The organism is Streptomyces actinomycinicus (genome assembly GCF_016741775.1).
Taxonomy (GTDB): Bacteria; Actinomycetota; Actinomycetes; order Streptomycetales; family Streptomycetaceae; genus Streptomyces; species Streptomyces actinomycinicus.
This window is the reverse complement of the sequence record NZ_JAERRK010000033.1, coordinates 27,469-54,061: the sequence shown is the minus strand read 5'-3', so window position 1 is coordinate 54,061 and position 26,593 is coordinate 27,469. Positions and strand designations below refer to the sequence as shown.

The 26,593-nt window shown below is 68.6% G+C and carries 25 protein-coding genes and 4 pseudogenes; 16 read left to right on the top strand and 13 right to left on the bottom strand.

Going from position 1 to position 26,593, the window contains the following annotated elements; translation table 11 throughout:
- The 4 genes from tap (JK359_RS36975) to JK359_RS36960 all read left to right on the top strand — a co-directional run.
- The coding region (gene tap, locus JK359_RS36975) for a telomere-associated protein Tap (protein WP_443729098.1) at positions 1–1,290 on the top strand (1,290 nt) is incomplete at its 5' end.
- A gap of 9 nt (positions 1,291–1,299) precedes the next feature.
- Positions 1,300–1,857 (top strand): telomere-protecting terminal protein Tpg, encoded by a 558-nt coding sequence (gene tpg, locus JK359_RS36970; RefSeq protein WP_201844011.1) that lies wholly within the window; start codon positions 1,300–1,302, stop codon positions 1,855–1,857.
- 167 nt (positions 1,858–2,024) lie between these two features.
- Positions 2,025–2,696: a DUF8453 domain-containing protein gene (locus JK359_RS36965; RefSeq protein ID WP_201844010.1), complete on the top strand. Its 672-nt coding sequence runs from the start codon at positions 2,025–2,027 to the stop codon at positions 2,694–2,696.
- Positions 2,697–3,248: 552 nt separating this feature from the next.
- Positions 3,249–3,767, top strand: a complete 519-nt coding sequence (locus tag JK359_RS36960; RefSeq protein ID WP_236679037.1) for a TIGR02391 family protein — start codon at positions 3,249–3,251, stop codon at positions 3,765–3,767.
- On the opposite strand, the gene JK359_RS36955 is transcribed toward JK359_RS36960, so the two are convergent.
- From JK359_RS36955 to JK359_RS36940, 4 genes are all read right to left on the bottom strand, one after another.
- Positions 3,764–5,143 carry a hypothetical protein gene (locus JK359_RS36955; protein ID WP_201844009.1) on the bottom strand — a complete coding sequence of 460 codons (1,380 nt, stop codon included), beginning with the start codon at positions 5,141–5,143 and terminating at the stop codon, positions 3,764–3,766. The genes JK359_RS36960 and JK359_RS36955 overlap by 4 nt on opposite strands.
- 16 nt (positions 5,144–5,159) lie before the next feature.
- On the bottom strand, positions 5,160–5,675 hold the full coding sequence (locus JK359_RS36950; RefSeq protein ID WP_307788446.1) for a DUF6233 domain-containing protein: 516 nt from the start codon (positions 5,673–5,675) through the stop codon (positions 5,160–5,162).
- The gene (locus JK359_RS36945) at positions 5,672–6,136 is read right to left on the bottom strand and encodes a hypothetical protein (RefSeq protein ID WP_236679044.1); all 465 of its coding nucleotides are present in this window, start codon (positions 6,134–6,136) and stop codon (positions 5,672–5,674) included. The genes JK359_RS36950 and JK359_RS36945 overlap by 4 nt, the downstream gene beginning before the upstream one ends.
- 133 nt (positions 6,137–6,269) lie before the next feature.
- Positions 6,270–6,653: an ANTAR domain-containing protein gene (locus JK359_RS36940; protein ID WP_201844007.1), complete on the bottom strand. Its 384-nt coding sequence runs from the start codon at positions 6,651–6,653 to the stop codon at positions 6,270–6,272.
- Positions 6,654–6,991: 338 nt separating this feature from the next.
- Here JK359_RS36940 and JK359_RS36935 point away from each other — a divergent pair.
- Together JK359_RS36935 and JK359_RS36930 are read left to right on the top strand one after the other, a co-directional pair.
- A pseudogene (locus tag JK359_RS36935) lies at positions 6,992–7,470 on the top strand (helix-turn-helix domain-containing protein); the annotation flags it as partial.
- Positions 7,471–7,493: 23 nt separating this feature from the next.
- A complete protein-coding gene (locus JK359_RS36930; protein ID WP_307788445.1) occupies positions 7,494–7,607 on the top strand; it encodes an ATP-binding protein in 114 nt (37 codons plus the stop codon).
- A 621-nt stretch (positions 7,608–8,228) separates the two neighbouring features.
- Here JK359_RS36930 and JK359_RS36920 read toward each other — a convergent pair.
- Both JK359_RS36920 and JK359_RS36915 read right to left on the bottom strand, forming a co-directional pair.
- Positions 8,229–8,567 (bottom strand): STAS domain-containing protein, encoded by a 339-nt coding sequence (locus JK359_RS36920; RefSeq protein WP_201844006.1) that lies wholly within the window; start codon positions 8,565–8,567, stop codon positions 8,229–8,231.
- 898 nt (positions 8,568–9,465) lie between these two features.
- The gene (locus tag JK359_RS36915) at positions 9,466–10,203 is read right to left on the bottom strand and encodes an SDR family oxidoreductase (RefSeq protein ID WP_201844005.1); all 738 of its coding nucleotides are present in this window, start codon (positions 10,201–10,203) and stop codon (positions 9,466–9,468) included.
- 217 nt (positions 10,204–10,420) lie between these two features.
- Between JK359_RS36915 and JK359_RS36910 the strand changes: the two genes are divergently transcribed.
- Both JK359_RS36910 and pyrE read left to right on the top strand, forming a co-directional pair.
- Positions 10,421–11,245, top strand: coding sequence for a helix-turn-helix transcriptional regulator (locus tag JK359_RS36910; RefSeq protein ID WP_201844004.1), 825 nt, complete (start codon positions 10,421–10,423; stop codon positions 11,243–11,245).
- Between the two features lie 321 nt (positions 11,246–11,566).
- Positions 11,567–12,112, top strand: coding sequence for an orotate phosphoribosyltransferase (gene pyrE / locus JK359_RS36905; RefSeq protein ID WP_236679036.1), 546 nt, complete (start codon positions 11,567–11,569; stop codon positions 12,110–12,112).
- Between the two features lie 17 nt (positions 12,113–12,129).
- Here the strand turns inward: pyrE and JK359_RS36900 are convergent, their stop codons facing one another.
- The 3 genes from JK359_RS36900 to JK359_RS36890 all read right to left on the bottom strand — a co-directional run bounded on the left by JK359_RS36900 (position 12,130) and on the right by JK359_RS36890 (position 14,797).
- Complete coding sequence (locus JK359_RS36900; RefSeq protein ID WP_201844003.1) at positions 12,130–12,945, bottom strand: ExeA family protein; 816 nt, start codon at positions 12,943–12,945, stop codon at positions 12,130–12,132.
- Complete coding sequence (locus JK359_RS39635) at positions 12,942–13,760, bottom strand: TnsB C-terminal domain-containing protein (RefSeq protein WP_236679035.1); 819 nt, start codon at positions 13,758–13,760, stop codon at positions 12,942–12,944. The genes JK359_RS36900 and JK359_RS39635 overlap by 4 nt, the downstream gene beginning before the upstream one ends.
- A 644-nt stretch (positions 13,761–14,404) precedes the next feature.
- Positions 14,405–14,797, bottom strand: a complete 393-nt coding sequence (locus JK359_RS36890) for a helix-turn-helix domain-containing protein (protein ID WP_201844002.1) — start codon at positions 14,795–14,797, stop codon at positions 14,405–14,407.
- Between the two features lie 592 nt (positions 14,798–15,389).
- Between JK359_RS36890 and JK359_RS36885 the strand changes: the two genes are divergently transcribed.
- The 8 genes and pseudogenes from JK359_RS36885 to JK359_RS36850 all read left to right on the top strand — a co-directional run.
- Entirely contained in the window at positions 15,390–15,890 is a 501-nt protein-coding gene (locus JK359_RS36885) for a hypothetical protein (protein WP_201844001.1), read from the top strand.
- Between the two features lie 279 nt (positions 15,891–16,169).
- Positions 16,170–16,427 carry a hypothetical protein gene (locus JK359_RS36880; RefSeq protein WP_201844000.1) on the top strand — a complete coding sequence of 86 codons (258 nt, stop codon included), beginning with the start codon at positions 16,170–16,172 and terminating at the stop codon, positions 16,425–16,427.
- An 8-nt stretch (positions 16,428–16,435) separates the two neighbouring features.
- The gene (locus tag JK359_RS36875; RefSeq protein ID WP_201844014.1) at positions 16,436–16,804 is read left to right on the top strand and encodes a PIN domain-containing protein; all 369 of its coding nucleotides are present in this window, start codon (positions 16,436–16,438) and stop codon (positions 16,802–16,804) included.
- Between the two features lie 283 nt (positions 16,805–17,087).
- Positions 17,088–19,297, top strand: a pseudogene (tap, locus tag JK359_RS36870) (telomere-associated protein Tap).
- A 158-nt stretch (positions 19,298–19,455) separates the two neighbouring features.
- Positions 19,456–19,947, top strand: a complete 492-nt coding sequence (gene tpg / locus JK359_RS36865; RefSeq protein WP_236679034.1) for a telomere-protecting terminal protein Tpg — start codon at positions 19,456–19,458, stop codon at positions 19,945–19,947.
- A 198-nt stretch (positions 19,948–20,145) separates the two neighbouring features.
- The gene (locus tag JK359_RS36860; protein WP_201843999.1) at positions 20,146–21,195 is read left to right on the top strand and encodes a S1 family peptidase; all 1,050 of its coding nucleotides are present in this window, start codon (positions 20,146–20,148) and stop codon (positions 21,193–21,195) included.
- Positions 21,196–21,383: 188 nt separating this feature from the next.
- A complete protein-coding gene (locus tag JK359_RS36855) occupies positions 21,384–22,295 on the top strand; it encodes a hypothetical protein (RefSeq protein ID WP_201843998.1) in 912 nt (303 codons plus the stop codon).
- Positions 22,296–22,764: 469 nt separating this feature from the next.
- Positions 22,765–23,150 (top strand): annotated as a pseudogene (locus tag JK359_RS36850) (transposase family protein); the annotation flags it as partial.
- Positions 23,151–23,261: 111 nt separating this feature from the next.
- Here the strand turns inward: JK359_RS36850 and JK359_RS36845 are convergent.
- The 4 genes and pseudogenes from JK359_RS36845 to JK359_RS36830 form a co-directional block, all read right to left on the bottom strand.
- Positions 23,262–23,584, bottom strand: a pseudogene (locus JK359_RS36845) (transposase); the annotation flags it as partial.
- A gap of 27 nt (positions 23,585–23,611) precedes the next feature.
- On the bottom strand, positions 23,612–24,214 hold the full coding sequence (locus JK359_RS36840; protein ID WP_201843997.1) for a hypothetical protein: 603 nt from the start codon (positions 24,212–24,214) through the stop codon (positions 23,612–23,614).
- Positions 24,211–25,557, bottom strand: a complete 1,347-nt coding sequence (locus JK359_RS36835; RefSeq protein WP_201843996.1) for a DUF58 domain-containing protein — start codon at positions 25,555–25,557, stop codon at positions 24,211–24,213. Before JK359_RS36835 ends, JK359_RS36840 begins: the two co-directional genes overlap by 4 nt.
- Positions 25,554–26,561 carry an AAA family ATPase gene (locus JK359_RS36830; RefSeq protein WP_201843995.1) on the bottom strand — a complete coding sequence of 336 codons (1,008 nt, stop codon included), beginning with the start codon at positions 26,559–26,561 and terminating at the stop codon, positions 25,554–25,556. Before JK359_RS36830 ends, JK359_RS36835 begins: the two co-directional genes overlap by 4 nt.
- Between the last annotated feature and the right edge of the window lie 32 nt (positions 26,562–26,593).

Sequence of the window (26,593 nt, the reverse complement as noted above, 5' to 3'; positions counted from 1 at the left end):
GGGTCCCGCCAGGGCGACCCGCCGGCGGAACTCGACCGCGTGCTCGGGGCGTACGCCTCCCGGGTGATGACGCCGCGCGGCTCCACCGCCGTCACCGGCCTTGAGCTGATGACCGCTCTGCACCCGCCGACCCGCGCCTCCGAGCCCGACGCCAACGGCCGCCGACACTCCGAGCACAACCCCGGCTCGCTGGGCAAGGACCCGGTGGACTGCGCCCCGTGCGAGGCCCCGGACGGGCACCCGCTGCTGAAGGACCTACCGGCGTTCCACGTCCGTGGCCCCGGAGAGAAGCTGTTCGAGGAGGCGTACGACTGGGCGCGGCCGATGACGGATGCCGAGTGCACCCTGCGGCACCTGGTCGGCATCGACGTGAACATGGCCTTCGCCGCCGGCGCCAGCGGCCTGACCGTCGGCCTCGGCGCGCCCACGCACGTCACGAACCCGGCGTTCGACCCGAAGCTGCCCGGCTCGTGGCTGGTCGGCCTCTCCCACGTCGACCAGTCGAAGGTGAAGGTCGGCAAGGAGTGGGTGGAGCTGGACGGCAGCCTGTTGCCCTCCCCGTTCACGCCGAAGGGTGACTGCCCGGAGGGGCCGGATTGGTACGCGACGCCTACCGTCGCCTACGCGGTGGAGCTCGGCTACGAGGTGCGGCCGATCGAGGCGTGGGTGCGCTACGAGAACGGCCGCTACCTGGACGGCTGGTACAACCGGCTCCGTGACGCCTTCCTCGCCACGATGGCCGACCTCGGCGTCGACGCCGACCTGGCTCCGGCCGACTTCCTCGCGGCGATGGACGGCTACAAGGAGCGTGACCCCGAGCTGGCGATCGTCGTCTCGGCGATCAAGGCGACGGTCAAGGGCGGCCTGGGCAAGCTGCGCGAGCGCCCGCGCGGGAAGGGCTGGCGGCCGGGCGAGCCGTGGCGCGCCCTGTCCCGCCCGACGTGGCGTCCGGACATCCGGGCGGCGGTCATTTCCCGCACCCGGATCAACCTGCACCGCAAGATCGTCAAGCACGCGTCGTTCACCGGGCAGTACCCGATCGCGATCCTGTCCGACTGCGTCGTCTACGCCTTCAACGGGCCGAGCCCGCTGGACTTCCTGCCCTATCGGGAGGGCAAGCCGCTGCCCGGCGGCTTCAAGCTCGGCATCAACCCGGGCCTGGTCAAGCATGAGGGCACCCAGGATGTCCTGTGGGGCGAAGAGGTCCGCGAGCGGTTCAACGCGCCGGAGCTCAACCTCGCCCGCTACATCAAGGACGGCACCGTCACCGACGTCGACAGCGGAGAGTAGGAGAGGGCGATGAGCCTGTTCGGGGACGGCCTGGACGCCGCGGTGCAGAAGGCGTTCACCCGCCCGGCGCCCAAGAGCGCGGGCGCGCAGATGCGGTACCTGGTCAAGCAACTCAAGGGCACCAAGCCGGTCGCCCAGATGCTGCGCATCTCCCAGCGCACCGTCGAACGGTACGTGAAAGACCAGATCAAGAAGCCGCGCCCGGACCTCGCCGCGCGCCTGGAGCGCGAGGTGAAGAAGCGGTGGCAGCCGCAGATCCGCGCCAAGGCCCGGAAGCAGGCGGCGACCACCGGCGGCATCGTCATCGACACCCGGGCCCGGATCGGCTACACCGCGCCGATCGGCTCCACCGACGAAGACCGCCTCCGCCATCTCACGGTGGCGCTGCCTCCGCAGTACGCCGCCCGCCTCTTCGAGGCCCAGGAGCAGGGCGCCACCGAGCAGCGTCTGCGGGAGATCGCCGCCGAAGGGCTCAAGGAGGTCTACTTCCAGGTCAGCGGCCGCCGGGCCGGCCAGCTCGAGGAGGTCCGCTTCACCGACATCGAGCACCTGGAGTTCGACTTGTAGCTCTCCCAGCAGCAAGGGTCCGAACTGCCTTCTGGTTGAGCCGAAGCGCGATAGTTGTCACAAAGGCAGGTGTATCGTCACCAGGGCTGCAGGACAGGGCGTGGTCTTGCGGTTCTTGCAGGGGCCTGCCAGCCGTGCCTGTCGGACCCTGTCGGTAGCGTCAGGTCATGGATCACCTCAGAGCCCTAACCGCCGACCAGTGGACGATCATCGTTGCCGTCGTCGCCGCCCTCATCGCCGCCTGGCAGGCATCTATCGCCCGCATGGCCGCCAGAGAGCAACTGGCCCTGTCAAAACGCATTCACCGGGAGCAGAACGAGCCGTACGTCATCGTCGATATCCAGCCCGATACCAACCACGGGTCGCTTCTGTTGGTCATCGAGAACACCGGTCCGACCGTAGCCCGCAACGTCCGCATCTCCTGCAACCCGCCCCTCGAGTCCGGGTGGGAACCCAGACCAGGTGAGCCGGATCTCACCCAGGTCATGCAGGAGATTCTGGCCCGGCCCATCCCTATCCTGCCGCCGCGCCGCCGCCTGACCTTCCTCTTGGACAACCAGGAGCGGTTCCAGAACGCTCACCTGCCCCGCGTCTACACCTTCACGGTGGACGCAAACGGTCCTGAAGGGAAGGTGGAGACGGCCCAGTACACCGCCGACCTCGACGCGGTGAAGTGGGTCATGCTCGAAGACCGGCCCACCAAGCATCTGGAAGACAAGCTGGTCAAGATTGAGAAAGCGGTACACGCGCTGGGCCCGGGCAATCGTCGGTCGTTCCCTCCAAGGACAGTACCTGCGCCCGTGCGGCAGCAGCGATTGGGCTCTGGCGACACAGAGTGAGATGGGCCTAGGCCGAGCAGTCAAGCGCTGCAGCCCGCGCCAGCGTCTTGTCCATCCGCGCACACTGCCTGCTCACCGGCCTCCAGAGGGCGGGCTCGTTGCGCACCTGACGCACAACCTGTAAGTACCCGTTGCCCGCCGCCAACCCGCTCCGTCGTTCCGGGCGCTGCTGGTGACAGATGGCGCGCCGCCCTGGTGACAAGCATCGTGCTTTGCCTGGTTGAAGCCGCAGGTCAGTGGAAGCCGATGGTGACAACTATCGCGCTTCGGCTCACTGGTTCGGGCCCTTGCTGCTGCTCCTGGCTTTGCCGAGCCTGTGAGACGGGGGAGTGTCAGACTCCGCTCCTAGGATGCGGCCCGTGGATCGAGACTGGATGCGACAGCGGCTTGAGGCGTTCGACGACCTGGCCCTGCGCTACGAACGAAGTAGACGGCCCGGCGACTACATAGGCGATGCAGCGTTGTATGAGCAGCTGCACCGCGCAGAGCCCACGGTCAAGCAGATCCTGCGGCTTCTGGAGGCAGCTTGCCGAAAAGATCAATCTCGATCAGATGGCAGGCGAAGACATGGCCCGCAACGAGGTTCATCGAGGCCTGGGCATTCTGGCCGACATGGACGAATGGGCCGCCCGGCTCGTACCCGATGCTCCCACCCTGCCCGCCGACCAGTTCCACCCCTGGGTGTGGGAGCCGGCCGCCCCACTGTGGGGCGCAGAGGCCCGGCAGGACGCCGTCCTGGCTGCCGCCCGCACCGTGAACCGCCGACTCCAGCAGAAGCTGGGACGCCACGACATCGGTGAGACGGACTTGTGCATGCAGGCCTTCGACATGAAGGAACCTGTCGCAGGGAAACCGCGCCTGCGGTTCGACGGCGACCGCAACACACCTACGTGGCGCGCCCGCCAAGAAGGCGCCAAGTACCTCGCGGCCGGCGCCTTCCTCGCCCTGCGGAACGTTGCCGCTCACGAGGATGAGGTGACCTGGACCGAACAGGAGGCGTTGGAGCACCTGGCGACCTTGAGCGTCCTCGCCCGCTGGATCGAGCAGTGCACTGTGGAGCGCGCCACCTAGACCCAGATCTCGTGTTCGTTGCGGTAGTGCGGCCATGGTCGCCCGGCCTGCCGGGCGGCGAGGACGTGCTTGATGCCCGCAACCCACGAGCCCGGCCGCAGCAGCTCAATCAGATAGCGGTCCAGCTCGGAGCGGCGCATCTGCAGCGTCCAGCTCGGCGTCATCGTCAGGCCCCCCGGCAGTGCCACGGCCCGCAGCTCCTCCTGCTGGTGGATCTCCATGATGACCTCGCCCTGCTGCAGGTCCGCCTTCCCCGGCGGGCGTACCCAGCGTGCGTCCAGGCCGGCCACCTGGAGCAGGCGGGCCAGTAGAGGACCGGAGGTCTCCACGGTGGCCACGGCGTAGTCGCCGATCAGGCGGGCGCAGGCCACGGGATGCAGCGGGTAGTTCGCCCAGGGCACCCGCAGCGGGTCGCGGGCCGTACTGTCGAGGCTGGTGACCTGGATGTTGTGGTCCTCGCGGCCGGCTGCGATCCCTGCCCGTTGCAAGGCCGTGTCGACGCTCTGCCGAAGGCGCTCGTTGAACTCCTTCGAGGACAGTCCTTGCTGGACACATCCGTACTGGTCGATGACGTACAAGACCCGGCTGCCAGGAACGTCGGTGGCGTATACGCCCTCGTTTGCGGCCCGCTCCAGGGCCTCGCGCAGCACGTCCAGGTGTGTGCGCAGCGGCAGGTTCAGGTCGTAGAGGAGCTCTGAGGCGTTGTCCCCCGGCAGCGGGCCGCCGTTCAGCACCGCCTCGCGGGCCTGGTTGATGCGCCGTAGCTGAGCGCTCTTGGTGTTGTTCGGGTTGGTCTTGATCTCTTCCGTGCGGGGCGGGTGTACGCCGTCCCAGACCGTGATGTCGCCGATGCGCAGGCAGTTGGTCAGGTCGTGCAGGAGCGCGAAAGCACCATCCTCCTTGAAGGCCCTCTCGACACGTTCGCGTTCCGCCTGCAGCCCTGCCTTGCCGTACATCAGGCCGGGCGAGTCGTTGCGGCACAGAGCGAGGATGAACGGGCGGTGGAAGCCGAAGACGCGCCAGGCCAGCGCATCACCCACCGAGCGCAGCTGGCGGGCCAGCCGGTCGCACACGTCCTGCTCGAACCGCCAGGTCGCCACGTCGGCGAGATCACGGCCCGACTGGGGCTCTGGCGCCTCCGGCTGCGGGCCCTTGCCGCTGCGCATTCGCTTGGCGGCACGCTTGAACCCGGCGCGGTCCTTCTCCACCTCCAGCAGGCGGTCGAGCAGGTCCCGTTGGAACTCGACGCCGGCCTCCTCCGTCTCGCATTCGCGGAGCTGCTGAATGAGCTGAGCCAAGACCGGCTGCATCGCCTGATGGCGAGGGTGCACCATCATGTCGTCGGGATCGTAGGCGTCGGCGTCGAACAGGCTCATCCCGCCAGTGTGACGATCACGACGGTTCCCTACTGCCGTTTTCCGCACCGCCGAAGCCATGTTCGAAGCCCTTGAGCACGGGGTCGAGTTCGGCCGCCGCACTACACAAGGAGCACAGCCGGGTGCCGGGGTGCTCCGCCGCGTCCAGCGCCTTGTCCAGGGTCAGCACCGGCGTCCCGGTGGGTGCTTCCTCGCAGTCGACGGCATGGATGATGCCGCGGCCGCGCTCCAGCTTCTGCAGCACCCAGCCCGAGGGCCGACGCGGACCGAGGATCTCGCGCTCCGCCGACGGCGGAGGCAGTCGGGTGGTGGGGACGTCGTCGTAGGAGACGCCGGGCACGGGCTTCACGTGGTCGGGGGCCTTCACCCACACCACGTACCAGGCGGGCTCCACCCGGCCTTCAGGCGTGTTCTGCCAGGCCGGGACGGCCACCTTGTACAGCCAGGCGTCCAGGACTTGCTGGCGCTCCTGGAGGCGGCCGGTGACCTCCTGGCCATCGGGAAGGACCACGGTGATGGGCGGCGGCTTCACGCACCAGACGCCGGCGAGGACCCGCAACCAGCACCGTTTGAATCCGGCTCGGCAGTGATGCGCGCGAGGGCGTCCCGGAGCTGGCGGACGGCGTCTTCCGCCTCTGTGTATTCCTCAGGACTCGGAAGGACGGTGCCGAAGGTGCCGCCACGGTCGGCGGACAGGGCCCGCCAGCGCAGGACCGGTCCGAGTGCGTTGACAGTGCCGGAGAGAAACCAGGCCAGGCGTCCGTGCGTGCGTGCGAGGGAGATCGCGAGGACAGCGAGCGTTTCCCGCAGGTGTTCGAGCCGCTTGATCTGCGGCAGTGCCTCCTGGACATCCGGAGGTCCGACAGCGTCACGCAGCCCGGCCTCAGCCTCCACAGCGAGTGCCCGATCGCTCGGCGTCAGCTTCCACGTCTGGTCTTGGATCTGCTGCTCGGCTTCCTCGGCCAGCACCGCGACGGCTCTCCGCATGTCCATGCGGCTCACTCTAATGAGCTCCCATGCCAGCCCGGCACACTTCGTTCGGGCTCCTGACCTGGACAGATGCACCTCGAGGTTCACACGCCCGCAACCGCCGACCAGGCCAGCGACAGCCGACCAGCGCCGCCGCTCACCTGTCAGCGTTCGGCGAAGCACCGTCCGCAGGCGCGGTCACCGACCGGCGTTGGCGCAGACGCCTCAACGCGGCGTCCAGTTCGTCCCGCACAGGCCGCACCAGCTCGCGGCTCTGGGCCCAGTCGACGATGGCCTCGGCAACGACGCGCAATTTGATGTTGGTGTGCTGGGAGACCTCACGCAGTACATCCCCGCCGTCGGAGGGCGGTATACGGTCCAGGGCGATCAAGACACCGATGGCCTGGTCGACGACCGCGTGCGAGTCGATGGCCTCCCGTAGCTGGGCGTTCTCCCTCATCAGACGCTCGACCTGTCCCGCGGGGCTGCCGTCCGGCGGCCACGACTGCGGGGTGGGTCTCTGCGCATCATGGGAAGTCATAGCCAGTCCTACAACGGCGGGGGCAGGGCGCTGTGGTTCCGCTTGCCCGCTCAGTGTTCCCCCAGACCTTCCACCGTTCCATCCGTGGAAGGTCACGCGCGATCACCGGCCTCGGATCAAGGGGCGGTGCCACGGCTCATCTCCGAACCGCAGCACCTCGCGGCCGGTTCCACAGAGCCGGCCGCTTGCCCACGAAGTTCCCAAAAACCTGCAAGCAACGCCCACGCCTCCAGCGCTTCCCGCAACCCTCTCGAAGCGGCACTCAGCACTGTTGACGCTTCCTGAAAACTGACCCCCAGGCAGTCCGCGAATTTTGACCCCCTCCCGACTCTTGGAGGGTGCTGAAAGTGGAGGACTGGGCAGAGATACGCCGGTTGCATCGGGCGGAGGGGGTGCCGATCAAGGAGATCGCGCGGCGGCTGGGGGTGGCCCGGAACACGGTACGGGGCGCGTTGAACTCGGACCGGCCGCCGAAGTACGAACGCGAGCCCCGAGGCCAGGTCGCGGACGCCCACGAACCCCAGATTCGGGCCCTGCTGCAGGAATGGCCGAGGACGCCGGCCCCGGTGATCGCCGAACGGATCGGCTGGCCCTACTCGCTGCCGCCGCTGCGCAAGCGCCTCGCGCTGATTCGGTCCGAGTACGTCGGCATCGACCCGGTCGACCGCGTCGTCTACGAACCCGGGCAGGTCGCCCAGTGTGATCTGTGGTTCCCGGAGACGAAGGTGCAGGCGGGGCCGGTCAGCAGCGGGTGCTTCCAGTGCTGGTCATGACGCTGGGCTTCTCCCGCCCTTCGGGCGCTGGGAAGAGACCTTCTCCGACGACGTGGTCGCGGCCGCGATGATCGACCGCCTGGTTCACCATGCCGGGGTCCTCACCCTCACTGGCGACTCCTACCGCACCCGCCAGCGGCGCGAACTGCTCGGCAAGGACAACGGCGCCGGACGCCGGTGAGTTACAGAGCCCACCAGCAATACAGCTGCTGGCCGGAGGTGCGAGCGCGCTGAGCCAGACCGGCCAGGGCTTCCAGGACACCAGCCGCGAACTCGACGCTGATACCGTCTGCCGGAGTTCGTCCGTCTTCGACCACGGTTCGGCAAAGCGGACGAGGTCGTCCTGCGATGCCGAGGCGAGGGCAGCGGTCAAGGTGTCCGTCAGGCTGACCACGAACGCCCCGCCTTCCTCCGGGTCGGACAGCAGTTGCCCGGACCGCGGACGACCGCTGGCCTCGTCATAGCTGCAGCCCGTCATGATCGCTTCGAGCTGGGCGATCGCGACGACCGGGTCAATGTTCTTGAGAAAGACCACGTCGAGGTCCGCCTGACCCGGCCCTCCCGGAGTCTGGAGGACAGCGACAGCAGCCTGATCGTCAGCGGCAGAGAAGTAATCGCACAGTGGCATGCCGAGGATTCTGGCACCCACGGCTGACAGCCTTGGCTGGCACAAGCAGGGCGCTTGCTGACAACCACGCCGGGGGTCAGATTTCCGAGACTGGTCGGGGGTCAAATTTCGGAGAGCGTTGACACAGCACATCGTGCGGGCGGTCCCGACCACAGCGACCCGCGTCCACGCCGCTCAAGCGGCAGCGACGTCGGCTGTATCGGCAGGGCCGGCGACCAGCAGGTCATAGGCGCCGGTCAGGCGCAGTACCTGGGCGGGCTGGTCCTGCAGGCCGACGACGACCAGCTGCCCGCCCTCGGCAAGGAGGCGTTGGCGCAGCTGGAGCAGGAGATTCAGGCCGCTGGAATCCATGAAGGACACGCCCGACATCTCCAGGTGCAGCGCTGTGCCGCCCCGCGGGACGGCGCCGGCGGCCTTCGCCAGGGCCGGACAGGTGTGGAGATCTATCTCTCCAGCAACAGTGATCACCGTGCGGTCGGTGTACTGCTGGGTGGTCACGGTGAGATCGTTCACGGTTCGCCCCTCCCATCAGGGGGTCGAGCCCATCACACCCCCTTTACACGGCGGGGGCATCAAGTGCGCGGCTACATGAGGGCCGCCCACAGCCAAGCAAGACCACCCGCACCGCGCCCCGGCCGCCGTGGCGACCTGTAAGGGCGATGCGGGGTCTCCTACCAGACCAGGCAGGTCGTCCGACCAGCCTCGCACACCCCGACCCGACCCCACCAGAACGGGCACCAACACGAGAGGTCCTTAAACGTGGCCCCTGGGCCTCGTCCAGCAGCTCGGTGAAGCGGTCGATGGCCTCGTGGCCGACGTCGGTCATCGACACGATGATGTCGGCAACGGCCGCCAGGACCCGTCGTCGGGCTTGGCCGCCTGGACGGGCTTCCTGCTCCAGCGGCATCTTCGGGGCGGTTATCGGCGGCCGCCCTTGCGCGGGGTGATCCAGGTGATAACGAGGGCAGCGGCGACGCCGACCGCTCGAGGTACAGCCTGGTCGACGCTGCGCCTTGAGGAGATCGTCGGGATCGGCGTACGTCGTCACGGCCCAAGTAGTTCGACCCTCCGACAGCGCCGTCCGTACGACGCGGGGGTGTGCTCGCCGTCATCTGTCCACTGGAGACGGCTGAACACCTCGGCCAGCGTGGCCAGTTCAGAGGGGCCCGTGGGTGGACATGGCGCGGCTACGTCCTCGAAGTGGCGCGAGAGGACGCTGATCAGGGAAGAGTGCACGCGGACACGGCTCCAGATCGATCTTCGGTCTCAGCGACCTTGATCATCTGACGTCGCGTCCGTCGCTTCCACTCGGGTATGCCACCCACGCCACGGGCCAGAGGGTCTTTGCTGCCATGCACCCCGTGGGACAGTCCCGCGGGTGCGCGTGTCCGCACCGGAAGGGTGGGAGAGGTCAGCTCTGGGCGGTGGGCCGGACGACGATGTCGTTCACGTCAACCGCGGCAGGCTGTTCGATCGCGAAAGCGATGGCCCGGGCGATTGCGTCGGGCGGGATCGCGATGTCGTCCCGCATCTTCGTGATCTCTGCTCTGACCCGGCTGTTGGTTGACGCCTCGGCGAAGTCAGTCGCAGTCGCACCAGGTGAGACGGTGGTCACCCGCAAGGAGTCGCCGGCTTCCTGGCGCAGTCCTTCGCAGATGGCCCGGACGGCGAACTTGGTGCCGGCGTAAACGGCCATGGTCGGCACGATGCGAAACGCGGCCGTGGAGGCGGTGGTGATGAAGTGGCCGGTTCCCTGCGCCCGGAAGACGGGCAGCGCGGCGCCGATCCCGTGCAGCACGCCCTTCACGTTGACGTCGACCATGTGGTCCCACTCCTCGACGCGCAGATCGTCGAGAGGCGAGATGGTGCCGACTCCGGCATTGCTGACGAGTACGTCGAGTCGGCCGAAGCACTCACTGGCCAGCGCGACCAGGGCCTGCACGTCGTCCCGCCGGGTCACGTCGGTGCGGATCTGCACGGCCGTGCCACCTGCTTCCTCGATCCGGGCCACCAGTTCCGCCAGGCGTTCGGATCGGCGTGCGCCGAGGACGAGTCGCGCGCCGCGTTCGGCGAGCAGCAGCGCGGTCGCTTCGCCGATGCCGCTGCTGGCTCCCGTGATCGCCACCACCTTGCCCTTGATTCCGGACATACGTTGCCCTCTCCATCTTCGGCACCGGGGCCGGAGTACCGAGCGGCAGCAAGTCCTGGAGGAGTGTCCGCCAAGCCGTTGCGCACTGGACGGCCGGATGCCGGTGTGACCGTGTGAGGCCGTCGGTCATGCCGCGGCCGTGCTCCACACCAGTCTCCGAGGAGCTTAGTCTGGTATCCAGACCGTATTTATTCTGGAACTGAAGGTGCCATCCGCCATGCCCACGCAGCCGGACCAACGCCGTCAGCTCAGTGAATTCCTCCGCAGCCGGAGAGAGCGCCTGACCCCTGACGAGGTGGGCCTGCCCCAGACAAGCCGCCGCCGGACTCCGGGACTTCGCCGAGAGGAACTGGCACTGCTGGCCGGGATCAGCGCCACCTGGTACACCTACCTGGAGCAGGGGCGAAAGATCCGTGTCTCCGAACAGGTGCTCAACGCCCTCGCCGCGGCGCTGCGGCTCGACCGGCACGAGCGCGATCATCTGCTCCAGCTTGCCGGTCATGCGCCTGCGGCCGAAGCCGAGGGACGCGAGCCGCTCCCGGCCGAGGCGGGTGCGATCCCCCTGTTGCTCCAGCCGAATCCGGCGTACATCATCGGCGGCAACTATGACGTCCTCAGTCACAACCAGGCAGCCCACGAGTTGTTCCCGAGGCTCATCACGGAGGCGGACCGGCCCGCCAACTTCGCCCGCTGGGTGTTCCTCGAGCCGGTGGCCCGGGACATCCTGGTCGACTGGGAACCCGAAGCACGCGGACTGCTCGGCCGACTTCGGACGCTAGCGGCACGCCACTCCGGCGACCCGCGGTACACCCGACTGATCCAGGACCTGAACGAGAACAGCCCAGAGGTGCGGAACTGGTGGCCGCAGTACGAGGTACAGGCCCGGCACAGCGGTCGCAAACGGCTACGACACCCACAACGGGGAGCGATCGATTATGCGTACACCGCTTTTCACCTGGCTGAACAGCCGGAACAGACGCTGGTCGTCTATGTCGACAGCAGCGAACGGCCCGACGGGAGCGTAACGGTGACCGGCGAATGACGGAGGAGGCCGACGGCAGTACCAGGCATCACGGTACGGCGGCGGAGGCCAGCGGCCACGCGCCGGCAACTGCTGAAGATAGGGGACCGTCTCACCACGGGTGACGCGTGGGGGCCCAGCCTGTTGCGCGACGCGCTGGATGAGCATGACGGCGTCACTGTTGTTGATGACGTGGTGTTGTGAGAGAACCCCTGCGGCCGCAGGCCGCAGGGGTTCTTGGTGCTCACGGTGTCGGCTTCTTGTTCAGGGTGTCGCTGTCGACAGTGATGGCCGATGGCTTGAGGTCCGGAAGGGAGTCGGTGTCCTGGCCCAGGCGGGCAGATGGAAGACTGGACGCCTGTGACACATTCCGATCTTGCTCGCCGTATCCATGCCGTCTCCCATCTGACCGGGCAGTTCACGCTCCGGTCCGGACGTACTGCCACGGAGTACTTCGACAAGTACCGGTTCGAGGGGGATCCGGTCCTGCTGGATGACATGGCACGGCAGATGGCTCCGCTGGTGCCCTCTGGCACCGAGGTCCTGGCCGGGCTGGAGATGGGCGGCATCCCGGTGGTGACCGCGCTCGGCCGACACACGGGTCTGCCTTGCGCGTTCGTGCGCAAGCAGGCCAAGCCGTATGGCACCTGCCGTCTCGCCGAAGGCGCCGACATCCAGGGACGCCGTGTGCTGGTCGTTGAGGATGTGGTCACCAGCGGAGGACAGATCGTGCTGTCGACCGCGGACCTGCGTGGTCTGGGGGCTGAGGTGCATGAGGCTCTGTGCGTGATCGACCGGGAGCAAGGCGGTGCCGATGCCCTCGCGGCCGAGGGCATCGCACTGTTGTCGCTGCTGACGGCAGCGGACCTGCGGGCCGCTGCCGCCTGACCGGCGAGGAGTGGCGGTCACTCTGGCGCGTGCGTCTCGGTGATGGCGATGCGGGTGGAGGACTCGTCGACGATGCCCTTCTCCTCGGTGAAGGCGGCGATGAGGGACTGCCAGGCGATGTTGTTGACCGAACGGGGCAGGCCGCGGCTGGTGAGATGGATCAGCTGGACGGCGTCGTCGGAGAACAATGTGTCCCCCCGTCCGGCGATCGTGATGTGGTGCTTGATGTAGCTGGCGGTCTCCTCCTTCGTCATCGTGGGCATCTGGTAGCTGATCGCGATCCGCTGGTCGAGGGCGGCCAGGACGCCGTGCTTCATCCGCTTCCGCAGCGTGGGCTGGCCGATCAGCAACACCGCGAAAGGCGTCGTGGAGTCCATCTCGTAGTTGGTGAGCATGCGGATCGCATCGAGTTCGTGGTGGTCGAGCAGGTGCGACTCGTCGATCACGACGGCCGGAGTCCGACCGCGTTCGTCGACCTCGGCGGCCAGCGCCGAGGACGCTTGAGCTGCCAAGGCGGCGAGGTGGAACTTGGGGGTGCCGCCCAGGCTCGTGACGATGCGGTCATAGAGACCGCGCATGCCGACCTCCGGGTTGGGCTGGTAGATCACCGTGAACCGGGCCGGATCGAGCGAGGAGACGGCGCCCTTGAGGGCGACGGTCTTGCCGGAGCCGACCTCGCCGGTGACCACGCCGATCGCCCGGTTGTTGATGCACCACGCGATGCGGGCCGCGGCCTCCCGGTGTGAGTGGTGCTGGTGCAACATCGAGGGGGCCAGGTCCCGGCCGAAGGGGATGCGGGTGAAACCGAAGAACCCCTGAACGCGGTCGATCATCGCTGTCCCCGCCTGTCGTCCAGCAGGGACGAGTAGTTGATGCCCTTCGCGGTGTTCGCCGCGTGCGTCTCGTCCAGGATCTTCAGGTAGTCGATCCCGGTCGACGGTGCCGGCTTCGCCGGCGTCTCCGGGCTCGCCTTCGGGTGCGTGTGACGGCCCACCCGGTGCGGAACCGCCTTCATCGCCGTCTTCCCCGACGCCCTGACCTCGATCTCCGTCAGGTCGAACGGGTCGAACGCCAGCTCCACCCTCATCCCGCTCAGCATCGGGTCGACCTCGTAGGTGTTGCCGTGCAGGCTGACCGTCGCGGTCTTCGTCACCGTCCGGAACTCCGACCACAGAAATGCCTCCCGAAGATCAGCGGGACTGGGCAGCGGCAGCGGCTTGGGAATCGAACCCAGCCAGCGTTCGATCGGAGGCTGCCCCGTCTCCGAGTGCACCGTGCGGTGATAGGCCGTCTCCACCCAGGCGGTGAACAGCCTGTTCAGCTCGCTGAGATGCTCGATCTGACCGACACGTTCCTCGTCGAGCTCGACCAGGAACTGATCGCGAACAGTGCGGAAGAACCGTTCGATTTTCCCCCGGCCCTGCGGGCGACCGGGCTTGGAGTGGGTCAGCCGGATCGCGAGGCTCGCGCAGGCCCGCAGCAACCAGGTGTCGACGAAGGCACTCCCGTTATCGACGTAGATCGATTCCGGGACACCGCGGGCGGACAGCGCCGGCCGCAGGGCGGCGGCCAGGCGGACGGTGTCCTCGGCGAATCCGAACCGGTGCCCCACGATCGCCCGGGAGTGGTCGTCGATGAAGGCGAACAAGTACGATTTCCTGCCGCCGATCTTCGGTCCGTGCAGGCGTCCCCGGTCCACAACTCATTGCCCCGGGTGGCCTCGAACCGGCCGAACACGCTTTTCTCCTCGCAGCCTGCCCCGGTCAGTCCGGCCGCGACGAAGTGCCGCTGCAGCGTCCGCTCGGTCGGTGACCAGCCCTGCGTAGTCCGCAGGATCCGCTGGATCTGTGCGGCCGTGCGGCCGGGGTTCTCCCGCTTCAACACAACCGCCAGTTCCAGCACCTCCGGCGGCGTCCTGGGGACCGCCTTGCGCGGCTCGGGAACCAGCGCCGGGAACCCGCCGTCGCGGTAGTCGCGGGTCCAGCGGTCGATCGTGCCCCTGGACACCTTCACCCGCCGGCCGAACGGATCGGTGTGCTCCTTCTGCGCCAACTCCCGTGCCAGACGGCCGGGTTCCCGGGACGTCAGACTCACGTCCAGCAGGTCCTGGATCAGGGAATAGCGGAACAGACCGACCTGCCGGGCCTTCTCCGCCCGGCGGCGGTCCTCGTCCTCGCTTGATGCCACGCGCGGACTCTCCTCGCATCTCGATCAGTGTCCGCCCCTGTCGCGGACGGACACGATCAAGACTTCCGGCGCCTCCCTTCACCGCCCAGGGGCGGCCCGTGTTGATCAACTAGCTGAAGCAGTGCAGGTCAGGACCCGGCCGTCTATGACGCGGCCGGCGAAGGCCCACCGCGACACGGTGTTCATCTGAGGCCACTTGATCACGGCCGCCCGATGGGCGGCCGCGATGACCGAGACCGCGTCCGCCAGCGGACAGGCGGCCGGCTCGGGCATCAGCGGATCGTCCGCGAGGGCGACCAGGGCGATGGTGAAGTACCGGCGCACGGCCTCCGACCTCCGGCGAAAGCGACGGATCCAGCCGCGGACGGTGTCCTCCGCCAGCCCCAGATGAGCGGCGACCCGGCGGTGCCCCATGCCCAGGGCGGCTAACTCCAGTCCGACCCCGATGACCTCGGCCGCATCCATCCGCCGCGGCCACAGCATCTCTGGCAGCAGCACGTGCGTGACACCGCAATCGGTACAGCGAGAGCGGCGAGGACGTACGAACAGTCGGGACCCGAGATCACCGCGGACTTCGTGGCCGGCCGTGTCCCCACGGTGCGAGCGCGGCCCCGCACGACGGGCACGTCAGTTCGCCCGCCCGCAGTTGGCGTTCCACGAGCACGACATCGGCGTCGACGATGAGCACCCTGCACCTCCAGCTCGTGCACACCGTGTCGTCGTGCACGAAGCAGGATCAGACTGCCCACCAAGATCACCACTCATGTCCACCGCGACTGTCGCTGGCCCCCGCCTTCGTGCTCATACAGAGAGTCGTCCAACAGCTGGGACCGCGCGGCAGTCCAAGTGTGCGCCGCCGCTGCGGTCGTCGACCGCAGCAGCAACCTGTGTCAACCGCCCCGGCGACCCGAAGGTGGCCTGGCGCACCAGCACAGTGGGAACCCTGGTGAGTTCGGGCGGGTCCCACGGCTCGGGCACAGCGCACAGTGACGTCTTGTACGTGCCCTGCGCGTAGGGGAGCCTTGGAAGGCTGCGTAGGTCTGTCGGCGCTCGGCCGCGGGTGTTCCACTCGCCGGAGAGAGGAACCACTGTGACCTCGGATCCCGACACGCTATGGCGTCGCTGCGCTCACCTGGGCCGTGTCCTGCTGCCGCTGGTGGACCAGGAGCCAGGGCGGAAGGCTGACCGGCACGAGAACCTGCGGACCTGGGGCATCGACACCGTGGTGGGCGAGCGGCTGATGGAGATTTTCGCAGCCCTGGCCGCCCATGCCGTCGTCATCGACTCCTCGGTGCCGACCGCGCAATTCGACGCTCTGCCTGTGAGGACGGTGGCTGAGGCGGCGACCAGCAAACGGGACTTCGAGCTGCTCGCTGGGCTCCCGGACAGCTTCGCCGATGTCCGCGACGAACAGGCCGTCCAGCTCTTCCGCCTGTCCGCCTATGAAGGCGGGCAGGCCAGCCGCCGGCTCTTCCAGCTGAGCAGAGAAGTACGTCACTCGTTGATCGTTCTCGCCGAACACCCGCTGCTCCCGTGTCCTACGTGTGCGGACGTCCTCCGCCGTGCAACCGAAGCCAATCTGCCTAAGTGATCAACGGGCGGGCCGGCGGGTGCAGGTACCGGAGCCCCTCGCCTTACTGGCCTGTGCAGCCGTCGGCCCTCCCGTGGGGAGGCCGGGAGGGACGGCGCGGCCCGCGCCGGGGTGACCTGGGTGAGCCAGGGCGGCGCCCCCCGAGGATCGAGGATCACCGCTGGCGGCAGCATTGCACTGGTTCCAGCCACGCAACAGGCTCCTGACTGGATTCGACGCCGCACCTAGTATGGGTACGGGTACGTACCCGTACCCTGAGCGTGTGGATGGGAGCCGATGATGCCTGACGCCAATGTGCGCATTCCCGAGGAAGCGCGTGACCGGCTCGCGGCCATAGCGGCGGCGGAGGGCATGTCGCTGCGCGCCTACCTGGCTCGGCTCGCCGAGACCCTGCTCACCCCGGACGAGCGTGCCGCGCGGGCGGAGCAGGCCCGGGCCGCGTTGAAGGAGTGGAACGGCTACGCGCCGACCTCCGCTGAGGAGCAGGACCTCGACAGTGAGCTGGACCGCCGCCTGGCCCAGGCGGCCGCCCGGTGAGCGACGCCATGCACATCGTCCTGGACGAGACCGCTATGGCCGCGGCCGGCCAGGGCAACGTTCTCGCCTCGCGCCTCATCCACCGCGCCCACGCCCAGGCCGGCTGGTACCTGTTCGGCCCCGCGTGCGCGCTGGTCGAAGCCGACCGTGCCCGGCCGGGCGCGGCGGAACACCTCGCCGCGCTGCCGGGCATCACGGTGCTCGACCTGGACCTCCCGGCCGCCTTGGCCGTGGCCCGGCACGACACCTGGGCGGCGGCGCACTGCCAGTACGCAGCCCAGCCGACTCCGGACCGCCCCGATGGGGCGATCATCGCCACCACCGCCCCCGAACGGTGGATCGGTGAGCCGGTCCGGGTCCTCGACCTGACGCCCTGACACTGACGTCCGGCTACCCGCGGGAGCCAAATTTCAAAGAGCGTTGACACACCAAGACCGGACGGTCCTGGGGCACGGCGCTCGCTGGTGGCCGCAGGCAGGATTACGCGCCCCAGGGCGTCCTCGCTCTCGCGGGCCGGGAGCACGGTGCAGGGGGCCAGGTCTTCCACGGGGCTTCCAGCCTCATCCGCTTCCACGCTCGCTTGGCAGACGACAGCCGCAATGAGCAATCCATGTGAAATTCAGTGCTAAATCCAGTGTGCGATTGAGGGTAGTGTGTGGCATGGAGGTGAGTTCTGTGCCAACTGAGGACGAGCTGTTCAGCGCCGTCGATGCGCTGTTGACAGAGGTCGCCCAGGACGATCTCCCCTCGCCCGCGGAACGCAAGCGCCTGCGCGAAGCTGCCGGACTGAGCCAGGAACAGGTCGCGAAGGCCCTGAGGAGCCGACGGGAGACCATCGGGAACTGGGAGTCGGGCGTGACCGAGCCGCGGCCGCCAAAGCGCGCCGCGTACGCCCGGCTCCTCGAGGGCCTCGCTGCCCGCTTCCCTGCTCCGACTGCCGACGCGCCCGCGGCCCCGGCGCCAGCGGTCCCGGAGGTGTTCACCGGCCCGGCCCCGGAGCCTGTCCCGGCTCCCGCTAGCGCCGCAGCCCCGCCGTCCCGCCCGAAGGCGGCGAGCAGCACCACCCGGCCCGATGCGTCGTTGCGGCATCTGGGAGCGAAGAAGGCGGCGGCGAAGAAGACCACGGTGGCGGCCGCCGCCGACCCGCGCTTCGAGAATGGGCCGCTCGCGGTGATCGATTGCGAGGGCGGGCAGGTGTCGGCGTATTGCGTCGGCGGCCTGATCTTGGACGTGCCCGCCAAGAGCATCCCGGCGCTGGTCGACTGGACGCTGGCCGAGGCCCGCCTCGGGCAGGCCCGGTTGCACCGCAACGGCCGCGACGCCGACCCGATCCTCGTCCTCACCGCGTCTGCGCTGGAGCGCTACGGCCTGCCCGCCGCTCTGTCGCAGGAGGAGCAGCGCGCGGGCCGACTGGCGGCCGGCCACAAGGTGGTCAAGCAGATCGAGCGGGCCGGACTCCAGCTCACCCAGCGCGGCTTCGGACCGTGGGCCCGGGTCTACCGCGACCCGGAGGGCTCGAGGCGGCGCTGCGTCCAGCTGTGCATCCTGCCCTGGAACGCGCTGGACGCCCGCGAGTGGGACAAGAAGGACGACCCGCAGCTGCCGACGATGCACCCGGCCGACCTCGCCCGGTATCTCGGCCTGTACGCGGCCAGGGTGACGACGCCGCGGGGCAGCACCGCGACGACCGGCCTGGAGCTGATGACCGCGCTGCGCCCGCCGACCCGCGCTGAGAAGGACCCGGACACCGGCGAGTTCAAGCGAACCTTCAACGACGACGCGCTCACCCAGCTCTACCCCATGGTGGAGTGCGAGGTCCCCGACGAACACCCGATCCTCAAGGGCAAGTTCGCCCGGCACCACCTGCGCACCCCGGCCGAGATGCTGATGGAGGAGCCCTACGACTGGTGCCGGCCGCTGACCGATGAGGAGTGCGCGAACCCGTACCTGGTCGTCGTCGACCTCAACATGAGCTTCGCCGCCGCCCGAACGGACTCACCGTCGGACTGAACGGACCCACCCACCTGACGGGCACCCCGCAGTTCGACGCGGCGCTGCCCGGCTCGTGGCTGGTCGACCTGTCCCACGTTGACCTGTCCCGGGTCCAGATCAACGGCCGCACCGTCGACGCAGACCGGCTCCCGAGCCCGTTCACGCCGAAGGGCGAGAGGCCCGAGGGCCCGGCCTGGTACGCCACGCCCACCGTCGCCTACGCGGTGGAGCTCGGCTTCGACGTCGCTCCGATCGAGGCGTACGTGCGCAGCCAGGCCGGCCGCTACCTGGACCCCTGGTACAAGCGGCTGCGCGACGCGTACGTGGAGACGATGGCGGACATGGGCGTCACCACCGACCTCGCCGGCCAGGAGTTCCTCGAGGCGATGGCGCGGCGCAAGCAGGTCGACCCGACGATGGCGCTGCTAGAGACCGCGATCAAGGCGACGGCGAAGGGTGCCATCGGGAAGTTGCGCCAGCGCAGCCGGGGCCAGGTGCCGTACTACGAGCCCTACCCGGCGCTGAAGCGGGAGACGTGGCGCCCCGACATCCGGGCCGCCGTGCTCGCGACCCAACGCGTCGGTCTGCACCGCAAGCTGATGAAGACGGCGGCCGCCGCCGACCTGTACCCGGTCGCGATCGGCACCGACGCCATCGTCTACCCCTCGCCCGGACCGTCCCCGTTGGACGTCCTGCCGCACTCGCCCGGGGGCAAGCCCGTGCCCGGCACATTCCGGCTCGGGGTCTCGCCCGGCATGGTCAAGCACCAGGGCACCCAGACCGTCCTGTGGGCGGAGCAGATGTTCGAGGAGCGCGGCGAGGTCTTCAACATCGCCAACCTCATCAAGACCGACCAGAGCGCCGGAGAAGGGGAGTAGCAGGTCATGGCCGACTCGATCGGGGACAGCCTTGATGCCGCGCTGGAGGGGTCGTTCACCCTATCCCGCAGAGCGCTCAGGCGCAGATGAAGTACCTGGTCAAGTAGCTCAAGGGCACCAAGGCCGCCGCGGATGCCCTCGGGGTGTCCCGGCGCACCGTGGAGCGGTACGTCGCGGGCAAGTTCAAGCGGCCCCGACGCGACCTGCGCGAGCGTATGAAGCGTGAGGTCAAGTGGTGGTGGCAGCCGCAGAACCGCGCGAAGGCGAAGAAGCGGGCCGCGTCCACGGGCGGCCTGGTCGTCTACACCCGCGCGCGGTTCGGGTTCACGGCCACGCCGGGTACCACCAACGACGCCCGGATCCGCGACATCACTCAGGCCCTGCCGCTTGAGTTAGCGGACCGCTCGTTCACCGCCCGGGGGCAGGGCGCCACCGAGAAGCAGCTCCAGCAGATCGCGGCCGAGGGCCTCGCGCAGATGTACTTCCGCGCCAACAACGCCCGCCCACGGCTGGGCGTGGGAGTTCACCGACATCGAGGACATCGGCATCGAACTGTGGCTTCTGGGAACGTCTTGGCCTCGCCATCAGTCACATACGGATGGCGGGGCCAAGACGCTTTTCGCGGAGACTGTTCCGGCCGCAGCGCGTGAATTCAAGCCAACATGCACCAATAAGCGGAATTGTCATGTCCAATTCACTCATTGGTCATCTGTTGTCGTGAGTCTCGCTCGAACCCGTCGATCACCGGGAAGGCAGTTCAATTTCGAAAAGGAGTACACGTGCGAAGACGTCATGCGTACCGGGGGTTAGTCGCGGGGGCGGTCGGCGGGGTTCTCATCCTGACCACCATGACCGCCGCCCAAGCAGTCCCGGCACCGCTGACCGATCCCGCCAAGGCGGCGGCGATCGCGAATCAGTTGGGTAGCAAGCGCACAGCCGGCATTTACTACCGGAACGACCGACTCGTTGTCGCCGTTACCGATCAGGCCGCGGCAGAAACCGTGCGAAGCGCTGGGGCGGTAGCGGAGGTCGTCCCGCACAGCACGGCCGAGCTCAGCTCTGCCAAGGCGAAACTGGATCAACTGACGCGGATACCCGACACTGCCTGGAGTATCGACCCAAGCAGCAACCGGGTGGAAGTAAAGATCTACGCCGGGGTTTCCGACGCCGACAGGTCTCGAATTGAGAAGGCCGTTTCCGGATACGGAGACGCGGTCGACATAACCGAACACGCTGGCAAGATCGAATCGACCGCCTACACCATGCGCGGCGGCGTGGGTATCACATCGGAATACACCTCGGGCGGGACGGACTGGATCACCACCTGCACCGCAGGGTTCAACGTGCAGAATGCCAGCGGCAAGAAGTACATGCTCACCGCCGGCCACTGCATGGGAGACGGCGCTGTCACCTGGCACCGCCGCAGCGGAGACATTCCCCTCGGAAGGGCCGCCGACTGGGTCTACGGGAATGACACGAACCAGTCCGACTACGGGGTGGTGGAGTACACCAACAGCAACGTCACGCCGTACGGGACGATCCAGTACAAGGACGGCTCGGAAGGGCAGATCTCGCGCGCCGCCGGTGCGTTCGAGGGGGAGAAGGTGAAGCGCGTGGGGACCATGAGCCAGGACCTGGTGGGCATGGTGTTGGCAACCGACGCGACGGTCACCTACACCGACGGCATCACGCTTCACCACATGATCGAGGCGAGTAACTGCTCGGTGCATGGTGACAGCGGAGGACCTCTCTTCAGCGATGAGACGGCTCTGGGCATCCTGTCCGGCGGCAGCTATGCCGACCGGCCCTGCGGGGATACCGACAGCCAAGCGGACCGTTCCAGCTTTTACGAGCCGGTATACAAGGTGCTCTCCTGGGAAGGCCTGAAGATCTACTAGGCCACGCACCATTTCTCGCCGCCTGCGGCAGGGACAGGGATGCAGCAGGCGGCGAGGAAGACCGTGAGTGAACCCGGCGGCGCCCCTCCGCGTCGAAGGTGTGGAGCGGGATCAGTGCTGGGCGCTGAAGAATCCCCGCGCCACACTCCCCATCGGAATCCGCCGTCGACCGCACTAAAGAGGACTCCATGCACACGCACGCGAAGCGCCTCGCCGGCCTGCTGCTGGCACCGCTCCTGAGCACCTGCCTCCTTGCCGGCTGCGGCAACGACCAGCGCACCGACGATGGTCATGTGAACGATCAATCGCTGCGCAAGCAGGAGGAACGCGCCCGACAAGTAGCCGACGCATGGCGCGCATCTGCGGCCGCCGCTGCCTGGAACCAGGGTTACTACCCGATGGCCGACGTGATGCAGAAGCCGGAATCCGGCTGGCACAGCAAGCCAGACGAGCACGCCTACGAGACGAAGAACTTCGTCCTACGCGGCAACCTGCCCAGCACCGCCGCCGCCCACGGGAAGGTGGACTGGGGAACCGGAAGGCCTCTCACCCGCCCACTGGTCGATGCCAAGAAGGCGTACCAGTCGTTCGCCCTCAATCGCAGTGATGGTCCCCGGCTGACCGTGACGGGGGCACGGCTCGGCACAACAACGATCGTGACGAGTCGAGGCAAGGCAACGGTGCCCGCATGGCTGTTCACGCTGGAGAGCTACGACACCCCGCTCAAACGGGTCGCCGTCACCCCGTCAAAGCTTCCCAGGCCGCCGATCGGAGAGACTCGGCAAGGCTCTGCCGACGGCCTCAGGAGCGTCGCCCGGCTGGCCGGGACGGCGGCAGACGGCCGATCCATCACCGTGAAGGCCACACACGGATCCTGCGACGACGGCCCCGTCGTCAAGGCGCTGGAGACTGACCAGAGCGTAGTGCTGTATGCATCCGTCGCCGGCGCCCGAAGCGGCCCGTGCACCGCCGAAATGATCGAACAGAGCATGAAGGTGGAGCTGCGGAAGCCGCTCGCTGGCCGCCTCCTCCTGGACGCCTTCACTGGCCGGCCAGTGCCGTACGGAGACCCTAACGGACTGTCCCCGAGCTGGACATGAGCACACCTGGGTGGATGCGCGGTCTGTAGTCGTCGGGGCTGTCGGAGGAGGCCACGGGCAATTCTCGTGCAGGTCGTCCATCGGGCTACGCACCATCACGCCTGAGCTGCCGGATCGCGTCCAGCGCGAGAAGCCCTGTGCCGAGTGGTGCGAGGGGCGTCCCCGGCCGGGGCCGCCGCTGTGAAGAGACACATAGTGGCTGCGGAGGTCATCTCCAAGAACGGTTGTTTGCGGCTTCCGGGAACGTTCCACGATCACCGGCGTTCGGAATGCCGGCGAGAAATAGGACACCCGCCACGGAGCGCACGAGTGCCGTAGGGCGTATGGGACCGGCACGACTGGGCGGCCAGGATGCGGCAGTGAGGCTTTTCCAACCTGCGTTTGGAGGACGGCAGTTGGGCTGAGAACGTGGTGAAGCCCCTGGTAGATGGGTTTTCGACCAAGAGAACCGTCTCCACCAGAGGCTTCCGTGCTTGTCTACCCGTCGGGCATCGACGTGTCCAGCTCTGCCCTCCGCTTCCTCACGCAGCAGTTGCGGCGGCACCGCCGCACGATCGGCTCCCGGTGGCGGCGCCTGACCGCCGGCCGCCAGGCCCTGCTCACCCTCGCCGGACACACGTATGCCCAGCTCGCCGCCGGGTTCGACGTCGGCACCACGACGGCCTACCGCTATGTCACCGGGGGGTCGAGCTCCTGGCCGCTCTCGCCCCCAGCCTCACCGAGACGGTGCGGACCGCATCGGTGAAGGCGTACCTGACCCTGGACGGCACGCTCCTGCCGATCGACCGCATTGCCGCGGACCGGCCGTTCTACTCCGGCAAGCACAAGAAGCACGGGATGAACGCGCAGGTCATCACCAGCCTCGTCCAAGCCGTCCTCACCCTTCATCTGACCAGCTCAGAGTGAGGGTGGAAAAGGCTCATTCTCCGTCTGGAGCCCTGCGTCCTCACCCACTCAGACGCCGTTTCAGTTGGTGATTCGGCGGTGCCTGATGAGGGCTGCGGCGATGCCGACGAAGGCCAGGGAGTGCTCCGCCTTTCGCTCGTAGCGACGGTGCAGCTTCGGCATCCGGTCAGCCAGGAGACCGTTCTCTCGACAACCCAGCGGTGTCGGCCGAGCCGCGTGGACGACTCGATGCCCTTGCGGGCGATGCGGTGGCGGATGCGACGCTCGCGAAGCCATTTCCGCAGGTGGTCGTAGTCGTACCCCTTGTCTGCATGGAGCTTGGCCGGACGCCGGCGGCGCGGTCCGCGGCGGGAGCGGATTCTTTGGGGTGTCGCCGAGATAAGCGCCAAACCCGTCAGTGGTCTCGGCGGTCAGCCGGGCGGGCTGCGGCGGGTGCGCAGCGTCAGTACCAGGCAGACCGTGGTCGCGGCGATGGCGAGTGAGGCGGGCAGACGTGCCCATGAGGTGCTTGCGACCGGCGCTTGGGCGGTGAGCAGTACCACTGCGGTCGCGGCGGCGGCCGCCAGTGCGGGTGTCGCCTGCGGGGGGCCGGGTGGGGCGGTGACACCAGTTGTCCAGGCGTCGGTTACGAGCAGGTAGGCAAGCAGCAGGGTGGCGATGCAGACGACCAGCCAGACCGCGGGGTCGGTGGCCGCGGCGACCCCGATCGCCGCGGCTGGCAGCACGGTCGTCCTGCGGCGGGCCGCGAGGGTCCGCCAGCGCATGGAGGTCAAGACGGGGCGCGCGTCGACCATCGGAGCGGCCCACCACGCTGCTGTCGCCGCCCCCAGGACCAGCACCCTGACCAGCAGTGGTGCGTGCAGGGCGGCCGGCGGGTTGCAGGCGGCGAGGGCCAGGGCCGTTCCGAGCAGGCGGTCGGTGATGCGGGAGGTGAGACGTGCGATGAGCCGGGCGGCTCGGCTCCCGGCGGGGCGCGGGCCTGGCCGGGCGATCCGGGCGGGGGTGGTGGTCATCGGGTCCCTCCGTGGATGCGGGTGCGCAGCAGCGGCGCAAGGGCGAGGTCGAGGGTCTCGCCGGGCCGGTGGGCGACGACCGCGATGCCGCGTTCCATCAGGGCGAAGCGCATGGCGTTGCGGTCAGCCCGCCACAGCCGCAGCGCGAGTTCACCTTCGATGTCGCCGGGTTCCAGGACCGGCTCGCCGGTGGGGATCTCGACCACGACCATCGGGTTGGCCCGTCCGCGCACCTGGTGCAGGATGTCGAAAATCCGCTGGTCGGTCAGCGGCGTGATGACGTACACCAGCGCGCCTTCGGGCAACGCGGGCGGTGGAAGCAGGCTGAGTCCCTCCGTACGGTACGCGCGGTCCTTGCGGACCTCCAGCACACTCTCGGCGATGCGGTAGAAGTACCCCTGGCCGCTGGCCGGTTGCAGCCAGCGAGTCGCTCCACCGACCGACACGACGCCGACCCGGTCGTGGGTACGCAGGTAGGCGCGGACCAGCCCGGCAGCGGCCCGGAAGGTCTCGTCGAGCGAGGACGCGCCGGTCACCGGATCGACCACGTCGGCGAGTGCGTCCAGCAGCACCACGGTGTCGGCGGTGCGCTCCGTGGCGAACTGGTGGACCTGCAGGGTGCCGCGGCGGGTGGTGGCCGGCCAGTGAATCCGCCGCTGCCGTTCGCCGCGCACATAGGGGTGCACGCCGGTGACCTCGACGCCCTCGCCGCGCTGCACGGTGGTGTGCTCGCCCAGCCGTTGCGGCAGCCGGACCGGGATCGGCGTGAGGCCGGCGTGTCCGGGCAGCGGAAAGACGGCGATCTCACCGAGATCGGCCCGCACGGTGCGCCGGGCCAGCCCGCCGCGGTCGTAGACGTCGACGTCGACCGTGCCGAGCGTCCAGCGGCCCCAGCGCTGCACGGTCAGGACGAGATCGACGCGGTGCGGGCCGACCGCGAGGTGGTCGAGCCGAACCCCGTGACCGAGGGTGACGCCGGGGTCCAGGCGGCCGGGCTCACCGTCGTAAGCCACCGCAATCCGCACCGTCACCTGCTCGCCCTCGAAACAGCGCCGCGGCTCCACCTCGGCCTCGGCCGTCACCACCTCCGGGCGCGGCCCGCTTCGCAGGGCGAGGGCGAGCAGCACCAGGGGCGCGGTGCCGAGAGCAAACACCCAGGGTCGCCCGGTGACCAGCGCGGCGACCAGCGCGACGACGGCCAACGTGCCCAGCCGCAATGCACGTTCACCCGCGCGCCAGCCGGGCGGAGATGGCGGCGGGGGTTCGGCGGTCACGTCTTGGCGGCCGTCCAGGGCCCGTTGAACGGCGGCGGCCGCTCTGCGGGCCGGCACAGGCTCCCTCATGACGCGATCGGCGTGCGCGGCAAAGTCTGCGGGGCGCGCACGGATTGCACGATCTCGCGCATCACGTCGTCGCCGTCGATCTGCCGGACCCACAGCTCTGGCTTGAGGGTGACGCGGTGCGCGAGGGCAGGCACCGCCACGGACTTGACGTCCTCCGGGGTCACGTAGTCCCGCAGGTCCAGGACAGCACGGGCACGGGCGAGCTGCACCAGGGCCAGTCCGCCGCGCGGAGAGGCGCCGACCTGAATATGCGGGTGGGCTCGGGTGGCGCGGACCAGCGCGACGACGTACTCCAGCAGGTCGTCGTCCACCTCGACGCGTTCGACGGCGGCCCGCATGGCCAGCACCTCGCCCGGACCGCTGAGCGTGCGCAGCACAGCCTCGGGCGCCACCCGATCGACACGCGCGCGTAGCATGCCTGCCTCCTCGGATGCCTCCAGATAGCCCATACGAACCCGCAGCAGGAACCGGTCGAGCTGGGCCTCGGGCAGGGTGTACGTGCCCTCGTACTCGATGGGGTTGGCGGTGGCGACGACCACGAAGGGCTTCGGCAGCGACCGGGTACTTCCGTCGATGGACACCTGGGACTCGGCCATCGCCTCCAGCAGCGCGGCCTGGGTCTTGGGCGGGGTACGGTTGATCTCGTCAGCGAGCAGCAGGTGGGTGAAGACCGGTCCGGGCCGGAAGACCATGTCGGCGGTCCGTTGGTCGTAGAACGGAGCTCCGGTGACGTCGGAGGGCAACAGGTCCGGGGTGAACTGGATGCGGCGGAAGTCCAGGCCGAGAGTGGTGGCGAAGGAGCGTGCCAGCAGTGTCTTCCCGAGTCCCGGCAGGTCCTCGATGAGGACGTGGCCGCCGGCGAGGATGCCGAGCATCACCAGCGCCAGCGGTTCCGCCTTGCCGACCACGGCCGTACGGATCTCGTCGAGCACGGCCGCGGCCCTTTCGCCCGCCTGTCGGGGAGTCAGGGTGTCGTGGTCCGGAGCGGGTTGCGGGCTGGTCACGGTCGATTCCTCACAGGATGGGGTCGGGATGC

Coding starts and splice junctions, on each gene's coding strand:
- JK359_RS36840 (WP_201843997.1), bottom strand. CDS start 24,214: ATGACCACCACCCCCGCCCGGATCGCCCGGCCAGGCCCGCGCCCCGCC.
- JK359_RS36960 (WP_236679037.1), top strand. CDS start 3,249: ATGGCAGGCGAAGACATGGCCCGCAACGAGGTTCATCGAGGCCTGGGC.
- JK359_RS36855 (WP_201843998.1), top strand. CDS start 21,384: ATGCACACGCACGCGAAGCGCCTCGCCGGCCTGCTGCTGGCACCGCTC.
- JK359_RS36965 (WP_201844010.1), top strand. CDS start 2,025: ATGGATCACCTCAGAGCCCTAACCGCCGACCAGTGGACGATCATCGTT.
- JK359_RS36875 (WP_201844014.1), top strand. CDS start 16,436: ATGCACATCGTCCTGGACGAGACCGCTATGGCCGCGGCCGGCCAGGGC.
- pyrE (WP_236679036.1), top strand. CDS start 11,567: ATGGAAGACTGGACGCCTGTGACACATTCCGATCTTGCTCGCCGTATC.
- JK359_RS36880 (WP_201844000.1), top strand. CDS start 16,170: ATGCCTGACGCCAATGTGCGCATTCCCGAGGAAGCGCGTGACCGGCTC.
- JK359_RS36945 (WP_236679044.1), bottom strand. CDS start 6,136: ATGGACATGCGGAGAGCCGTCGCGGTGCTGGCCGAGGAAGCCGAGCAG.
- JK359_RS36900 (WP_201844003.1), bottom strand. CDS start 12,945: ATGATCGACCGCGTTCAGGGGTTCTTCGGTTTCACCCGCATCCCCTTC.
- tpg (WP_201844011.1), top strand. CDS start 1,300: ATGAGCCTGTTCGGGGACGGCCTGGACGCCGCGGTGCAGAAGGCGTTC.
- JK359_RS36910 (WP_201844004.1), top strand. CDS start 10,421: ATGCCCACGCAGCCGGACCAACGCCGTCAGCTCAGTGAATTCCTCCGC.
- JK359_RS36915 (WP_201844005.1), bottom strand. CDS start 10,203: ATGTCCGGAATCAAGGGCAAGGTGGTGGCGATCACGGGAGCCAGCAGC.
- JK359_RS36835 (WP_201843996.1), bottom strand. CDS start 25,557: ATGAGGGAGCCTGTGCCGGCCCGCAGAGCGGCCGCCGCCGTTCAACGG.
- JK359_RS36955 (WP_201844009.1), bottom strand. CDS start 5,143: ATGAGCCTGTTCGACGCCGACGCCTACGATCCCGACGACATGATGGTG.
- JK359_RS36860 (WP_201843999.1), top strand. CDS start 20,146: ATGACCGCCGCCCAAGCAGTCCCGGCACCGCTGACCGATCCCGCCAAG.
- JK359_RS36930 (WP_307788445.1), top strand. CDS start 7,494: ATGATCGACCGCCTGGTTCACCATGCCGGGGTCCTCACCCTCACTGGC.
- JK359_RS36940 (WP_201844007.1), bottom strand. CDS start 6,653: ATGACTTCCCATGATGCGCAGAGACCCACCCCGCAGTCGTGGCCGCCG.